The 13,872-nt window shown below is 63.9% G+C and carries 16 protein-coding genes; 3 read left to right on the top strand and 13 right to left on the bottom strand.

Going from position 1 to position 13,872, the window contains the following annotated elements:
• Nucleotides 1-60: 60 nt before the first annotated feature.
• Together ccrA and VJ897_RS00765 are read right to left on the bottom strand one after the other, a co-directional pair.
• Complete coding sequence (gene ccrA, locus VJ897_RS00770) at nucleotides 61-1,338, bottom strand: crotonyl-CoA carboxylase/reductase (protein WP_324052313.1); 1,278 nt, start codon at nucleotides 1,336-1,338, stop codon at nucleotides 61-63.
• 140 nt (nucleotides 1,339-1,478) lie between these two features.
• A complete protein-coding gene (locus VJ897_RS00765) occupies nucleotides 1,479-2,855 on the bottom strand; it encodes a 1-acyl-sn-glycerol-3-phosphate acyltransferase (protein ID WP_324052469.1) in 1,377 nt (458 codons plus the stop codon).
• Nucleotides 2,856-3,001: 146 nt separating this feature from the next.
• Here VJ897_RS00765 and VJ897_RS00760 point away from each other — a divergent pair, with 146 nt between their 5' ends.
• On the top strand, nucleotides 3,002-4,972 hold the full coding sequence (locus VJ897_RS00760; protein WP_324052467.1) for a methylmalonyl-CoA mutase family protein: 1,971 nt from the start codon (nucleotides 3,002-3,004) through the stop codon (nucleotides 4,970-4,972).
• 126 nt (nucleotides 4,973-5,098) lie between these two features.
• Nucleotides 5,099-5,428: an H-NS histone family protein gene (locus VJ897_RS00755; protein WP_324052311.1), complete on the top strand. Its 330-nt coding sequence runs from the start codon at nucleotides 5,099-5,101 to the stop codon at nucleotides 5,426-5,428.
• Between the two features lie 32 nt (nucleotides 5,429-5,460).
• Here VJ897_RS00755 and VJ897_RS00750 read toward each other — a convergent pair whose 3' ends face one another.
• Nucleotides 5,461-6,000, bottom strand: a complete 540-nt coding sequence (locus tag VJ897_RS00750) for a DUF4329 domain-containing protein (protein ID WP_324052310.1) — start codon at nucleotides 5,998-6,000, stop codon at nucleotides 5,461-5,463.
• Between the two features lie 63 nt (nucleotides 6,001-6,063).
• Here VJ897_RS00750 and deoD point away from each other — a divergent pair, with 63 nt between their 5' ends.
• Nucleotides 6,064-6,768 (top strand): purine-nucleoside phosphorylase, encoded by a 705-nt coding sequence (deoD, locus tag VJ897_RS00745; protein ID WP_324052308.1) that lies wholly within the window; start codon nucleotides 6,064-6,066, stop codon nucleotides 6,766-6,768.
• Here the strand turns inward: deoD and VJ897_RS00740 are convergent.
• From VJ897_RS00740 to VJ897_RS00695, 10 genes are all read right to left on the bottom strand, one after another.
• Nucleotides 6,765-7,604 (bottom strand): urea carboxylase-associated family protein, encoded by an 840-nt coding sequence (locus tag VJ897_RS00740; RefSeq protein WP_324052306.1) that lies wholly within the window; start codon nucleotides 7,602-7,604, stop codon nucleotides 6,765-6,767. The genes deoD and VJ897_RS00740 overlap by 4 nt on opposite strands.
• A gap of 156 nt (nucleotides 7,605-7,760) precedes the next feature.
• Nucleotides 7,761-8,477 (bottom strand): ZIP family metal transporter, encoded by a 717-nt coding sequence (locus VJ897_RS00735; RefSeq protein WP_324052304.1) that lies wholly within the window; start codon nucleotides 8,475-8,477, stop codon nucleotides 7,761-7,763.
• Nucleotides 8,478-8,481: 4 nt separating this feature from the next.
• On the bottom strand, nucleotides 8,482-9,261 hold the full coding sequence (sdhB, locus tag VJ897_RS00730; protein ID WP_324052303.1) for a succinate dehydrogenase iron-sulfur subunit: 780 nt from the start codon (nucleotides 9,259-9,261) through the stop codon (nucleotides 8,482-8,484).
• Between the two features lie 25 nt (nucleotides 9,262-9,286).
• Nucleotides 9,287-9,598, bottom strand: coding sequence for a hypothetical protein (locus VJ897_RS00725; RefSeq protein ID WP_324052301.1), 312 nt, complete (start codon nucleotides 9,596-9,598; stop codon nucleotides 9,287-9,289).
• A gap of 19 nt (nucleotides 9,599-9,617) precedes the next feature.
• Nucleotides 9,618-9,899, bottom strand: coding sequence for a hypothetical protein (locus tag VJ897_RS00720; RefSeq protein WP_324052299.1), 282 nt, complete (start codon nucleotides 9,897-9,899; stop codon nucleotides 9,618-9,620).
• Nucleotides 9,899-11,704 carry a succinate dehydrogenase flavoprotein subunit gene (gene sdhA / locus VJ897_RS00715; protein ID WP_324052298.1) on the bottom strand — a complete coding sequence of 602 codons (1,806 nt, stop codon included), beginning with the start codon at nucleotides 11,702-11,704 and terminating at the stop codon, nucleotides 9,899-9,901. The genes VJ897_RS00720 and sdhA overlap by 1 nt, the downstream gene beginning before the upstream one ends.
• A gap of 18 nt (nucleotides 11,705-11,722) precedes the next feature.
• Nucleotides 11,723-12,094 (bottom strand): succinate dehydrogenase, hydrophobic membrane anchor protein, encoded by a 372-nt coding sequence (gene sdhD / locus VJ897_RS00710; protein WP_324052297.1) that lies wholly within the window; start codon nucleotides 12,092-12,094, stop codon nucleotides 11,723-11,725.
• A gap of 10 nt (nucleotides 12,095-12,104) precedes the next feature.
• Nucleotides 12,105-12,488: a succinate dehydrogenase, cytochrome b556 subunit gene (gene sdhC, locus VJ897_RS00705; RefSeq protein WP_324052295.1), complete on the bottom strand. Its 384-nt coding sequence runs from the start codon at nucleotides 12,486-12,488 to the stop codon at nucleotides 12,105-12,107.
• Nucleotides 12,489-12,704: 216 nt separating this feature from the next.
• Complete coding sequence (locus tag VJ897_RS00700) at nucleotides 12,705-13,733, bottom strand: MaoC family dehydratase (RefSeq protein WP_324052293.1); 1,029 nt, start codon at nucleotides 13,731-13,733, stop codon at nucleotides 12,705-12,707.
• On the bottom strand, nucleotides 13,730-13,872 hold a 143-nt coding region (locus VJ897_RS00695; RefSeq protein ID WP_324052465.1), incomplete at its 5' end, for a DUF1737 domain-containing protein. The genes VJ897_RS00700 and VJ897_RS00695, both read right to left, overlap by 4 nt.

The following is a 13,872-nucleotide window of genomic DNA, read 5'->3' as shown; positions in this document are numbered from 1 at the left end:
CTCCCCGGTAGCCGCCAACAAGCGCACGGCCGCCCGCGCTCCGCAGTACCGTTGGCCCGGTCAGCCCTCCAGCACATCCTCGAATGTGCGCAGCCCGGTCCTGGGGGCCTGCACCAGCACGGCCATGTTGCCGGGCTTGTGTTCATTGCGCAGCATTTTCATGTGCGCCGCGGGCAGGTCGCCCCAGGTGAAAACCTCGGACATGCAGGGATCGAGCCGGCGTTCCAGCATCAGCTTGTTGGCCGCGCTGGCCTGCTTGAGATGGGCGAAATGGCTGCCTTGCAGACGTTTCTGATGCGACCACATGTGGCGCACGTCGAATGAGCAGTTGTAGCCCGAGGTGCCCGCGCAGATCACCACCATGCCGCCCCGCTTGACCACGAAGGTCGAGACCGGAAAAGTCGCCTCTCCGGGGTGTTCGAAGACCATGTCCACGTTCACGCCCTTGCCTGTGATGTCCCATATCGCCTTGCCGAAGCGGCGCACCTCGGCGAACCAGGTCTTGTAGTCCTCGGTGCCGACTTCCGGCAGGCGACCCCAGCAATCGAAATCCTTGCGGTTGATGACGCCCTTGGCACCCAGGTCCATGACGAATTGGCGTTTGTCCTCCTCCGAGATCACCCCGATGGCATTGGCGCCCGCGGTGTTGATCAACTGGATCGCGAAAGACCCCAGCCCGCCAGAGGCCCCCCAGACCAACACGTTCTGGCCCGGCTTGAGGTCATGGGGTTCATGCCCGAAGAGCATCCGGTAGGCGGTGGCGAGCGTCAGCGTGTAGCAGGCGCTTTCCTCCCAGGTCAGGTGCCGGGGCCGCGGCATGAGCTGCTGCGCCTGCACGCAGGTGAATTGCCCGAAGGACCCGTCGGGCGTCTCGTAGCCCCAAATCCGCTGGCTGGGCGACAGCATCGGGTCGCCGCCGTTGCAATGTTCATCATCGCCGTCGTCCTGGTTGCAATGGATGACAACCTCGTCGCCCACCTTCCAGCGGGTGACCTTGTCACCGACGGCCCAGACGATCCCGGCCGCGTCCGAGCCGATGATCGCATAAGGCGCCTTGTGGCCGAGGAAGACACTCGCCGGCGTGCCCAGGCAGGCCCAGACGCCATTGTAGTTGACCCCCGCGGCCATGACCATGACCAGCACGTCATGACTGTCCAGTTCCGGCGTATCGACGACCTCGATTTCCAGCGCCTTGTCAGGGTCGCCGTGGCGTTCCTGCCGCAGGACCCAGGCATGCATCTTGGCCGGCACATGGCCCAGAGGCGGCATCTCGCCCATGGCGTAAAGGTCCTTCTCGGGGGCGTCGTAGCTGACAGGGGGCGGCTGATCGAGGGCCATGGAATTCTCCGTCGGCAAGGAATGCAGGTTTACGCCGCGCCGCGGAATCGGCGCGCTACCGGAGGAATAGCGAGGCGCGCGAAATATTGCAACTAATGTAGGTCGTATTTTGGAATTTTATGTCTGCTGCGCTGCGGCGATCATGAGCCTGACGCAGCAGGGCCCGGCTCTGCGGGAAAATGATGGGCAATCGAGCGGGCATAAAAGCCCAGAACATCGGCCTCGGGTTCGGTCATGATCAGGCGCCCGTCATGCCCCGAGGCGACCAGTTTGCGCCGGGTCAGGATCTCGATCCCGTCCGTGACCACCTGGTCCACAGTCCGGCGCGGCAAGACTGCCCCGGCCTCGTGCAGACCGGCCATCACCTCTTCGACATGGGCGCGCACCTCGGCCCGCGATCCAGCCCCGGCCAGGAGCGCATGGGCAACCAATGGCACAGGCAGAAGCGGTACGACCTCGGCAATGCGGTGCATCAGGGCCTCGCCCAGGGCCTGGACATCATGCGGATCGGCCATGTCGCGCAGCGACAACGGCGCGCCGAAACTGACCGTGGCCGTGCCGAACCTGCGGAACCGGCCAGTGATCCGCTGACCAAGGTGGCGCAGCAGCCGCAGCGCGGCAGGCAAGAGCGGCGGGCGGAACCGTCTGTTGCCCGCCTCTCCGGCGTCCAGAAGTATCTTGTCCTCCAGCACTCGATCGTAGTTCAGACCCACCGGGACGAAAACGATGTCCCGCCCCTGCGGATCGTAGGTCGAGGCGATGTAGGACAGGATGCCGAGGCGGGGCGGACCCAGCCCTCCGTTCAGGCTCAGACCGCCCTCGGGGAACACGGCCTGGGTCACGCCGCCCTTGGTAGCCAGTTGCACGTAACGCGCCAGGACCCGACGATAGAGATCGCCGCGCGACCGGCGGCGGATGAAATAGGCCCCCATCATCCGGATCAGCCCCGAAAGCGGCCAGACCCGCGCCCATTCCCCCACCGCGTAGGACAGGGCCGAGGTCTGGCTGACGAGATGGGTGACGAGCACGTAATCCATGTTGGAGCGGTGGTTCATCACGAAGACCACCGTCGCCTCGGGGTCTATCTGGTCATAGAGGTCACGGTCGAACCGCCCCACCCGCACGTGATACAATGATCGCGACAGCCATTCGGCCAATCGCGCGCCGAACGTGAAATAGAGCGTCGCGGAAAAGGACGGCACGATCTCGCGCGCGTAGCGACGGGCACGCTCGAAAGCCACGTTCTCGGGCACCTTGTTTCGGCGCGCATGATCGTTGATGGCCTCGGCCACCTGAGGATCGTAAACCAGGCGCTGGATCATGTCGTAACGCCGCGCCAGCTTGAAGGGCTCGATCGGCTTCTCGAGCCGTTCATTCAGCCGCGCCACGACCTTTTCCGCGCGCCGCCGAAAGAACCAGCGCACGGATGGAAACAGGAAATGCGACGCGAAGGTCACCGCCGCGAACAGGAGGATCAGAACGAAGAGCCAGAGCGGCAGGGTGACCATTTGGAACATGGTGGCCACGGTGGCAGGAAACCGGCAGGGGGTAAATGCAGCCATGCCGCAACGCAGCGAATTGACAGCGCCATAAAGTGTCCGGTAAACCCTGATACAACGTAAGAAAATTACTCATGCATTCACGAGGCCGCCCGATGTCGCATATGCCGCAAGACACACCCAAGGACGGCCCCTGGCTGTTCCGGACCTATGCCGGGCATTCCACAGCGGAGGCGTCCAACGCGCTATACCGCTCGAATCTTGAAAAGGGGCAGACGGGACTGTCGGTGGCCTTCGACCTGCCCACGCAGACGGGATATGACAGCGACCACCAACTTGCCCGCGGAGAGGTCGGCAAGGTCGGCGTGCCGATCTGTCACCTCGGCGACATGGCCAAGCTCTTCGATCAGATCCCGCTGGACCAGATGAACACCTCGATGACCATCAACGCGACGGCGCCTTGGCTTCTTGCGCTTTATATCGCTGTGGCCGAGGAGCAGGGCGCGGATGTCAGCCGGTTGCAGGGCACCGTCCAGAACGACCTGATCAAGGAATACCTCAGCCGCGGGACCTATATCTGCCCTCCCGAACCCAGCCTGCGCATGATCACCGATGTCGCCGCCTACACGCGCGAACACCTGCCCAGGTGGAACCCGATGAACGTCTGTTCCTACCACCTGCAAGAGGCCGGGGCGACACCGGAACAGGAATTGTCCTTTGCGCTGGCAACGGCCACTGCCGTGCTTGACGATCTGAAAGGCAAGGTCGGCGCAGAGGATTTTCCGGCAATGGTCGGACGTATCTCCTTTTTCGTGAATGCCGGTATCCGTTTTGTCACCGAAATGTGCAAGATGCGCGCCTTCGTCGAGTTGTGGGATGAAATCTGCCGCGAGCGATACGGCGTCGAGGACCCGAAATTCCGCCGTTTCCGCTATGGTGTGCAGGTCAATTCGCTGGGCCTGACCGAACAGCAGCCTGAAAACAATGTCTATCGCATCCTGATCGAGATGCTGGCCGTCACCCTGTCGAAAAAGGCCCGCGCCCGCGCCGTGCAGCTGCCGGCCTGGAACGAGGCGCTTGGCCTGCCCCGCCCCTGGGACCAGCAATGGTCCTTGCGGATGCAGCAGATCCTGGCCTTTGAAACCGACCTATTGGAATACGAGGACCTCTTCGAGGGCAACCCGGCGGTCGACGCCAAGGTTGCTGCGCTGAAGGATGGCGCCCGCGCCGAACTGGCCCAAATCGATTCCATGGGCGGGGCCGTGGGGGCCATCGACTACATGAAGTCCCGTCTGGTCGAATCGAACGCGGAACGCATCGCCGGGATCGAAGGGGGCGAGACCGTCGTTGTCGGTGTCAACAAGTACGAAGCCGGAGAGCCCTCGCCCCTGACAAGCGGCGAGGGCGCGATCATGACCGTCGACCCGGCTGTCGAGGCCGACCAGATCGCCCGGCTGAACAACTGGCGCGCGGCCCGCGACGCGGTCGTCGTCAAGCAGGCGCTGGCCGACCTGCGAGAGGCTGCCGTCACCGGCGCCAATATCATGCCGGCCTCGATCGCCTGCGCACGGGTCGGCGTGACCACCGGCGAATGGGCCGACGTGGTACGCGAGGCCTTCGGGCAATATCGCGGGCCCACTGGCGTGTCACCCAACCCCTCGAACCGGACCGAGGGCCTTGAGGAGTTGCGAGACATGGTCGACGCTGTGTCCGACAAGCTGGGCCGCCGGTTGAAGTTCATCATGGGCAAACCGGGGCTGGACGGCCATTCGAACGGTGCCGAACAGATCGCGGCGCGCGCCCGCGATTGCGGCATGGATATCACCTATGACGGCATCCGCCTGACACCTGACGAGATCATCGCGGCGGTAAAGCGCGACGATGCCCATGTCGTGGGGCTATCCATTCTGAGCGGATCACACGTGCCGCTGGTCGCGGATTTCATGGAAAAGCTCCGGGCCAACGGATTTGGCCATGTGCCTGTCGTGGCGGGCGGGATAATCCCAGAGGACGACGCGGAAAGACTGCGCTCGATGGGAATTGCGCGGGTCTACACACCCAAGGATTTCGAACTGAATACAATCATGCGCGATATCATCGAATTGGCAGATCCCGGGACGATCGCCGCGCAATAGCGCGGAATCTCGCCGTTTGTCCGGAAAAAGTGGCCTTTTGTCCAAAGCACCGTTAATATCGCTTCACGGTGCAGGAAATAGTGCTTATCTGGGTGAGGCAACAAACCGAAAATTCAGGATAGACTAATGTCAATCGACTTGAAGACCATGACCCGCAAGGAGTTGGAGAAACTCCGCAGTGACATCGATGAACAGATGACGCGGCTCAAGAAGCAGGACCTCCAGAAGGCGCGAGAAGCCGCCGAAGAGGCCGTTGCGACGCTGGGGTTCTCGCTGGAAGATGTCGTCGGAGGCTCTGGCGGACGGAAAAAGCGCAGCACGGCGCGATCCGCCGGAAAGCCGAAATACGCAAACCCGGACAACCCGTCCCAGACCTGGACGGGCAAGGGTCGCCAACCGAAATGGTACAAGGATGCCATCGCGGCCGGGAAATCGCCCGAAAGCATGGAAATCTGAAACACGGGGCCCTGCGGGGCCCCGTTGCAGTTTCACCCGCCGTCCGTTTTCGCGGACAATTCCTGCAGTGAATAACGTTTCGCGACCGGACCATTCAGGCCCTTGTAGAATTCTGGCGAAACCGGCAGGCAACCCACTCCGCAGACCAGGCGCGTCTCTTCCGCCGCCGCATCATTGAACCAGAGCCGCCCGCCCGGCGTTGCCACCCAGCCGTCGATTCCCCGAAAGATGTCGCCTTCCAGGTCGATATCCGAGGGAACCTCGTTGATATAGCCAAGGTCGAACGCGCCATGCGTGTGGTACGAGGCGACGACCCGCATCTCGTCCGCGCGCGGCCAGATCGGCAGGCAGGATGCCACAGTGCCCGGCACCGCCGGAGTCGCGACCAGCGACCCATCGGTGTCCCGCCCGATAAACCCGCAGTATTCACGTCGCTTGGCAATGGACCGAGGCTGGATCTCGGCCAGCACGGACTTGGCGTAATCAATCTCTTCCCAACTCGGGTCCGGCACATGCTGCGCCTGCGCCATCCCCACCATCCCCAGGGCCACGCCGATCGCGAAAGCTCTCATTGGCAAATGATCCGTCTGCAGCTACGGTCGCCAGCCTATCGCAAAAGACCTAGAGGGCAAACGATGACGATACATATCGGCGCGGACAAGGAGCAGGTCGCGGAAACGGTGTTGATGCCCGGCGACCCCTACCGCGCGAAATGGGCCGCCGAGACCTTTCTGACCGACGCGGTCCGCATCAACGAAACCCGCGGCATGCTGGGCTTCACGGGAACCTGGCACGGCCAGCGCGTGACGATCCAGGGCTCGGGGATGGGCATGCCTTCGATGTCTATCTATGCCAACGAACTGATCCGCGATTTCGAGGTCCAGACCCTGATCCGGGTGGGTTCCTGCGGGGGGATGCAGCCACATGTCAAGCTGCGCGACGTGATCCTGGCCATGACCGCATCCTCGATCGCGACACCCTCTTCCACCATCCTGCGCGAATTCAACTTCGCCCCCTGCGCCGATCACGGGCTACTGGCTGCCGCCGAACGGGCTGCGCGCGACCGGGCCATCGACACCCATGTCGGCGGCATCTATTCCTCTGACACATTCTATGACGAACGTCCCGACCTGAACGCGGAAATGCGCCGCCACGGCATCCTGGGCGTCGAGATGGAGGCGGCCGAACTCTACACACTCGCTGCCCGTCATGGCCGCCGGGCGTTGGCCGTCCTGACCGTCAGCGACCACCTGGACACCGGCGCGGCCCTTCCCGCCGAGGACCGCGAACGCAGCTTTTCCGACATGATCGAGATTGCCCTTCAGGCGGCCTTTGCCTAGGCCGCGTGGCTGCGGTCATAGCCGTTGACCGGCGGCGGTGACCAGCCCGCCAGAGCGCCCGGTTGGGGCTGGCGATGTTCCATGCGCAGGGGAAAGCAGGCCGCCAGGTCACTGGAATGCTCGGCCCCGCAATCGCCGCCGGGGCAGGCGCTCAGAACCGCCAGCAGGTCGATCTCGGCCAGAAATTCGATATGGTCTCCGGGCCGCACCGGGCTGGCCTTCATGAAATACTGCCCGGTATCGCGGGTGAACCCGGTGCACATGAAGACATTCAGCACGTCATGAACATGCCGCTCGGACTCGGCCGGCGTCAGGCCGCGTGCCTCGGCCAGGGCCCGCGTCAGATTCGAATGGCAACAATGGTGATATTGGCTACCGGACAGCAGATTGCCGGTGTAGGGATCACAGCGCGTGCCGATCACGTCATGGACGGATGCGCCGTACTGGTCGATGCCGTACCAAGCCAGCGTATCCCGCACCACGGTGGCCATTGGGCGCAGCGTCGGAAACGATGACCAAAGTCGATCGCCCGTCGTCACGTGGGTGCCATGGAGCGCCCGCGTCTTGCCCGAATAGAACCGCTCGGACAGGTCATGCGCGTTGAAGAGGTTCAGGTCCCCGACTTGAGGCCCCTCCACAGAGGTGATGCGAAGGAATGCCCCCGCGGGAACCTCGATCACCGCCGCATCGCGCGGCGGAACCGTGACCGCCCAGGCCACCTGCGCACCGCTGCTGGCCGCCTGGTAGCACGACATGTCCGGCACTGGCAGATCGTCGGTCGGGTAGCATATCACCGGGGCCACGGCCCGGCGCGCATCGGCATCTTCAGGTTCCATAGGCACAGGAAACACCAGCCTTTGGATAATGGCAATCACGGGCTTTCGCTCTGAAGACGCCCCGACCGCAGGGGCCTCTCACAACAGGACCGGCACCCCGGCAGGACATAGCCTTGCCAATTCCGGAATGACCGCGCGCTGCCCTGCCCGGCCGCGTCAAGCGGCAACAAGGCTCCCCGCCAGGCCCAGGGCGAAACCGGCAACGGCGCCCAGCGGCGGGCTCCAATGGCGCTCAAGCGGAACCTGGGGCGCCACGTCCTCGAAAATCAGGTAGATGATCCCGCCAGACGCAAAAAGCATGATCGCGCCCAGGATTGCCGTGTTGCTGGCCAGGACCGAAACACCGAGCCAGGCGGCGAGCGGTCCAAGGGGCACCACCAGCACGAAGAGCCAGAACAGAGACCGGCGCTTGCGGCGCGCGCCGCCCTCCATCTCGCGGAACGCGTTGAACCCCTCGGGCAGGTTCTGCACCATGATGAGACCGGCCATAAGGACGGCAACCCCCATCGCATCGCTCATCAAGGCGCCAAGCGCCATCGCCTCAGGGATGTAATCCAGAAGCATCGCCATGAACTGGGCGCCGTGCCCCCCACGCTTTTCCAGCGCACGATCGACCAGCCCGAACACGCCGCCCCCGGCGCAGAAGGCCAGCATGGCCATCACCGGGCTGACATATTGCACGCCTTCAGGCACCAGAACCAAGGCCACGGCCGCCAACAACGCGCCGCCGCCGAAAGCGATGATGGTGTGCCGGAATTCGTCGTTCAGCCAAGTGGGGAACAGGTACATCCTGCTGCCCAGCCATGCCCCGACAGGGATGGACAGCCCGGCAAACGCCGCCAGGGCCAGCGCGGGCAGCACGCCGTCCTGCACTGGCTCAGACCTGGCGCTCGACCATCAGTTTCTTGGTCTGGGCGATGGCCTTGGCCGGGTTCAGGCCCTTGGGGCAAGTCTTGGCACAGTTCATGATCGTGTGGCAGCGATAAAGCTTGAAAGGATCTTCCAGCTGGTCCAACCGTTCCCCCGTGGCCTCGTCGCGGCTGTCGATGATCCAGCGATAGGCGTGCAGGAGGGCCGCCGGCCCCAGGTAGCGATCGCCGTTCCACCAATAGGATGGACAGGCCGTCGAACAGCAGGCGCACATCACGCATTCATAAAGCCCGTCGAGTTTCTCGCGGTCCTCGATGGACTGCTTCCACTCTTTCGCCGGGCGGTTGGTCTTGGTTTCAAGCCAGGGCATTACGCTCGCGTGCTGGGCGTAGAAATGCGTCAGATCCGGGATCAGGTCCTTGACCACAGGCATGTGCGGCAGCGGGTAGATCTTGATATCGCCCTTGACCTCGTCGGCGCCATAGATACAGGCCAGCGTGTTGATACCGTCGATGTTCATCGCGCAGGATCCACAGATACCTTCGCGGCAGGACCGGCGGAAGGTCAATGTCGGGTCGATCTCGTTCTTGATCTTGATGAGAACGTCCAGAACCATCGGACCGCAATCATCCATGTCCACCCAATAGGTGTCCAGTCGCGGGTTCTGCCCGTCATCGGGGTTCCAGCGATAGACCTGCACCTTGCGCAGTTTGGTCGCGCCCTCGGGCTTGGGCCATGTCTTGCCGGTGGTCATCCGGCTGTTCTTGGGAAGGGTCAGCTGGACCATGTCGGTCTGGCTCCTTTCAGGTCGGTCAGGCGGTCAGGGCTTCGGTTGCGCATTTTATGGCCTCGGGCCGGGCCAGCACCGTGCTGGTGATGGCGTTGCGCGCGGCGTCATCCTCGGCGGCGACGATCCGGGCAAGTTCCTCGTCGGTGGCATGTTCCGCGACGCATTCCGCCAGCGGGCGGGCGATGCGATCGGTCACGACGATACCGCCGGACAACTCGGCGCCCACCATTGATGCCGAGACAAGGTCTGTCGCCGTCGGGTCGGCCATCATGCCCGGCATGTCGCACCCTGCCAGGGCGGCGGCGGCGACCAGGGAAAGAACCATCTTCTTCATCTTCAAACTCCTCTTGATATCAGCGCAGGCGTGGCGGACGGATCGGCGCCGCGCCGGTACGCGAATAGACGCATTGCCGGTAGACCTCGATGGGGTCGCGTCCGGCCAGGTAGTCGGAGGTCACTCCGATTTCAGCCCCGGCGAAGGGCCCGTCGCTGTTGCTGGCTCCGATCGTAACACGGCCCGTCGGGCCCTGCGCGGCCCGCGCCCTTTCCTCGCAGATTTCCGCCGCCCGTTCGGGGCTTATCGGCTGCGGGGCACAGGCCGCGAGGCCCAGCAGGACAGGCACGAGACGCAGCATCAGAAGGTCCGTTCCTTCGGCGCGATCTTCTTGAGGTTGATGCCGCCGTCCTTTTCCTTGGTCAACGGGGACTCGATCACCGGGCGATAGGACAGGTCCACATTTTCATCCGCGACCCGGGCGATGGTATGGACACGCCATTTCTTGTCATCCCGCGCGCCATGGTCCTCGTGCGCGTGGGCGCCCCGGCTTTCCGTTCGGGCCGCCGCACTGCAGACCGTTGCCAGCGCATTGGGCATAAGGTTGGTCAGTTCCAGGGTTTCCATCAGGTCGCTGTTCCAGACCAGGCTGCGGTCAGTGACCTTGATATCGGCCATCTTGCCGGCTACCGCGGTCATCTGTTCGACGCCGTTCTTGAGCGTGTCACTGGCCCGGAAAACAGCCGCGTCCCGCTGCATCGTCTGCTGCATCTCGAGGCGCAGTTCGGCGGTCGGCGTGGCCCCATCGGCGTGACGCAGCCCGTCGAAGCGGTCAAAGGCCTTGTCGATCGCGGCCTTGGCGGGTTCCGGCACGGCGCTGTCGCGATCCACCACGTCACCCGCGCGGATCGCCGCTGCGCGCCCGAAGACCACGAGGTCGATCAACGAGTTCGATCCCAGCCGGTTGGCCCCGTGGACCGAGGCGCACCCCGCCTCGCCCACGGCCATCAGGCCCGGGACAATGGCATTCGGGTCCTTGTCGGTCGGGTTGAGGACCTCGCCCCAATAGTTGGTCGGCACGCCACCCATGTTGTAGTGCACCGTTGGCAGCACCGGGATCGGCTCTTTCGTGACATCAACACCGGCAAATATCTTGGCGCTTTCCGAAATGCCCGGCAGACGCAGGTTCAGCGCCTCGGCGGGCAGGTGGTTGAGGTTGAGGTGGATATGGTCGCCCTTGGACCCCACCCCGCGCCCCTCGCGGATCTCCATGGTCATGCAGCGACTGACATAATCGCGCGGCGCCAGGTCCTTGTATTGGGGCGCGTAACGCTCCATGAACCGCTCGCCCTCGCTGTTGGTCAGGTAGCCGCCCTCGCCGCGCGCGCCCTCGGTGATCAGGCAGCCTGCGCCGTAAATGCCCGTGGGGTGGAACTGCACGAACTCCATGTCCTGGAGCGGCAGGCCCGCGCGGGCCACCATGCCACCCCCGTCGCCGGTACAGGTATGGGCGCTGGTGGCACTGAAGTAGGCGCGGCCATAGCCGCCGGTGGCCAGCACGACCATCTTGGCGGAAAAGACATGCATGGTGCCATCGTCCAGCTTCCAGCACAGCACACCCTCGCACTGGCCGTCCTCGGACATCAGCAGGTCGATGGCGAAATATTCGATGTAGAATTCGGCTTGCTGCTTGAGCGACTGTCCGTAGAGCGTGTGAAGGATGGCATGGCCGGTCCGGTCGGCGGCGGCGCAGGTGCGCTGCACCGGGGGGCCCTCGCCGAACTCGGTCGTGTGACCGCCGAAGGGGCGCTGGTAGATGTTGCCCTCTTCGGTGCGGCTGAAGGGCACACCGTAGTGCTCCAGCTCGTAGACCGCCTTCGGAGCTTCTTTGGCCAGGTATTCCATGGCGTCGGTATCGCCCAGCCAGTCGGACCCCTTCACCGTGTCATACATGTGCCACTGCCAGCTGTCGGGGCCCATGTTGCCAAGGCTTGCAGCGATACCCCCTTGCGCGGCCACGGTGTGAGACCGTGTCGGGAAAACCTTGGAAATGCAGGCGGTGCGCAGGCCCTGTTCGGCCATGCCCAGCGTGGCGCGAAGTCCGGCACCGCCGGCGCCCACCACGACCACGTCGTATTCGTGTGTTTCGTAATCGTATTCAGCCATGTTTCAGTCGTCCCGGATCTAAAGGGCAATGCGCACGATGGCGAAAACACCGATCGCGGCCGCCGCGTAGGAAAGGCAGGTCATGCCGATGATCAGCGCCTTGCCGGCCAGACCATGAACGTAGTCCTCGATCAGGGTCTGAACACCGCCCTTGAAGTGATAGAAGCCCACCAGCAGCGTCAGGATGCCGATGATCGCCGGGAAGGGGCGCCCGTAGTAGGCCAACGCCTCTTCGTAGCCCATGCCCAGCCCCCGTCCGAAGGTGAACACGAAAAGCGGCACGAGTCCGACAAGCGCCACCGAGGACACCATCATGTGCCAGTGATGTTGCGTTCCCGACTTGGCCGAGCCGAGACCCGTGGCGCGCTTGCGGTCTGTCATGAATCGCATCGGGTCCCCCTTACAGAACGACGGCTGTGAAAACGGTCAGCAGAACGGCGACGATCACCATGCCCTGCCCGAACATCTCGGAGCGTTCGACATCCAGCATGTGCCCGCTGTCCCAGATAAGGTGCCGCACGCCGCCCAGCAGGTGATACCAGATGCCGCCCACGCTGAGGAACATGACAAGATCGCCGAACCAGCTTGTCAGCACGCCATTGGCGATGCCGTAGGCTTCTGGGCCGCGGGCCAGCGCGGCCAGCCACCAGACCACCAGCAGCGCCGAGATCAACAGGGCGTTGCCCGTGATACGTACGAAGATCGAGGTCATCGAGGTCCATTGCGGGCGGTATATCTGCAGGTGAGGCGAAAGCGGGCGATTCCCGCGATTCACGTCGGCCATGTAAGGCTCCCTTCTGTCGTCGCGACCATCGTGCCCGTCATACGGTGACGGTATACAATCGCATATCAGGACTGTTCTAGCCATTCTGGCAGAAGAGTCACGCGCTTGCACAGGGGACAATAGGGGAATCTTGCCGCAGGGCAGAAATTTTTACCGATTTGTGATCACGCGCCCGAATGCTGTGATCACGAATGCCTTTCACTCGTCCCGTCTGGCTCACACCGGGACGAGGACCCAGTAGTCGAGATCGAGCAACACACCCGGAAGGTACTTGCCGTCCTCCCCATGGGTGTGGCCGACCTTTCCATCCCTCGTCGCCACCAGCCGCATGCGCAGCGCACCGACACCGGGGGCCGGGGTCCGGGCCTTGTCCAGCACCTCGGACCAGGCCTTGATCGTATCGCCGGCGAAACAGGGGTTGGCATGGGCGCCGCCGTTCAGTCCCACGATCATCTGCGCATTGGCCAGTCCGTTGAACGACAACGCGCGGGCCATGGAAATCACGTGGCCGCCGTAGACCAGCCGTCCCTCGGGGCGGAAGGTCAGGTCGAAATGCACCTTGGCCGTGTTCTGCCACAGGCGCGTTGCCATCATGTGCTCGGCCTCCTCGACGGTGACGCCGTCGACGTGGTCGATGCGCTCGCCGATGTCGTAGTCGGCCCAGCGGTGCGGCTCGCCGGCCAGTTCGAAATCGTAGCCGGTGAAATCCAGCCCCCGGGGGATCGCCAGATCCCCGGGCGCCAGCGCCCCGGCCAGTTCGGGAATCACGGGCGCGGGCGCGGGCGCCGCGGGGTTCCTTTTGCGCACCATGACCCAGCGCACGTAGGACAGAAGGGTCTCGGCGTGCTGGTTGCGGCCTGTCGTGCGCACCCAGACGACGCCGCTCTTGCCGTTGGAGTTCTGTTTGACCCCGATGACCTCGGAACTGGCGGTGATCGTGTCCCCGGGCCAGAGCGGCGTGATCCAGCGCCCCTCCGCATAGCCGAGGTTGGCCACGGCATTCAGCGAGACATCCGGCACCGTCTTGCCGAAGACCATGTGGAAGGTCACCAGATCGTCGAGCGGGCTGGACGGCAGCCCGCAGGCCTGCGCAAAGGGATCGGATGAATACAGTGCGTGCCGCGCCGGGTACAGAGCATGATAAAGCGCGCGCTCGCCCTCCTTCAGGGTGCGGGGCACGGCATGTCGGATCACCTCGCCCACGGCGTAGTCCTCGAAGAACCGGCCGGCACCCGTCTTGGTCACTGCTCGCCCAGCTTCATGTCGGGGGAATAGGCGCCGGGCACGTCCTTGGTCACCGCCTGACCGCAGCGCATCACCCCGTTGGCGCCGTCAAACGCGTATTGCGGGCCGCCATGCAGGCTCCAGCCGGCGGCCAGCGCAC

The organism is Salibaculum sp. (assembly GCF_035270045.1).
Classification (GTDB): domain Bacteria; phylum Pseudomonadota; class Alphaproteobacteria; order Rhodobacterales; family Rhodobacteraceae; genus Salibaculum.
Note: the sequence above shows the minus strand (reverse complement) of the source record. Positions and strands in the feature narration are given on the sequence as shown.

What these genes read in the sequence shown, in the direction of transcription:
- ccrA (WP_324052313.1), bottom strand. Translation starts at nt 1,338, where the DNA reads ATGGCCCTCGATCAGCCGCCCCCTGTCAGCTACGACGCCCCCGAGAAG.
- VJ897_RS00765 (WP_324052469.1), bottom strand. Translation starts at nt 2,855, where the DNA reads ATGTTCCAAATGGTCACCCTGCCGCTCTGGCTCTTCGTTCTGATCCTC.
- VJ897_RS00760 (WP_324052467.1), top strand. Translation starts at nt 3,002, where the DNA reads ATGCCGCAAGACACACCCAAGGACGGCCCCTGGCTGTTCCGGACCTAT.
- VJ897_RS00755 (WP_324052311.1), top strand. Translation starts at nt 5,099, where the DNA reads ATGTCAATCGACTTGAAGACCATGACCCGCAAGGAGTTGGAGAAACTC.
- VJ897_RS00750 (WP_324052310.1), bottom strand. Translation starts at nt 6,000, where the DNA reads ATGAGAGCTTTCGCGATCGGCGTGGCCCTGGGGATGGTGGGGATGGCG.
- deoD (WP_324052308.1), top strand. Translation starts at nt 6,064, where the DNA reads ATGACGATACATATCGGCGCGGACAAGGAGCAGGTCGCGGAAACGGTG.
- VJ897_RS00740 (WP_324052306.1), bottom strand. Translation starts at nt 7,604, where the DNA reads ATGGAACCTGAAGATGCCGATGCGCGCCGGGCCGTGGCCCCGGTGATA.
- sdhB (WP_324052303.1), bottom strand. Translation starts at nt 9,261, where the DNA reads ATGGTCCAGCTGACCCTTCCCAAGAACAGCCGGATGACCACCGGCAAG.
- VJ897_RS00725 (WP_324052301.1), bottom strand. Translation starts at nt 9,598, where the DNA reads ATGAAGAAGATGGTTCTTTCCCTGGTCGCCGCCGCCGCCCTGGCAGGG.
- VJ897_RS00720 (WP_324052299.1), bottom strand. Translation starts at nt 9,899, where the DNA reads ATGCTGCGTCTCGTGCCTGTCCTGCTGGGCCTCGCGGCCTGTGCCCCG.
- sdhA (WP_324052298.1), bottom strand. Translation starts at nt 11,704, where the DNA reads ATGGCTGAATACGATTACGAAACACACGAATACGACGTGGTCGTGGTG.
- sdhD (WP_324052297.1), bottom strand. Translation starts at nt 12,094, where the DNA reads ATGCGATTCATGACAGACCGCAAGCGCGCCACGGGTCTCGGCTCGGCC.
- sdhC (WP_324052295.1), bottom strand. Translation starts at nt 12,488, where the DNA reads ATGGCCGACGTGAATCGCGGGAATCGCCCGCTTTCGCCTCACCTGCAG.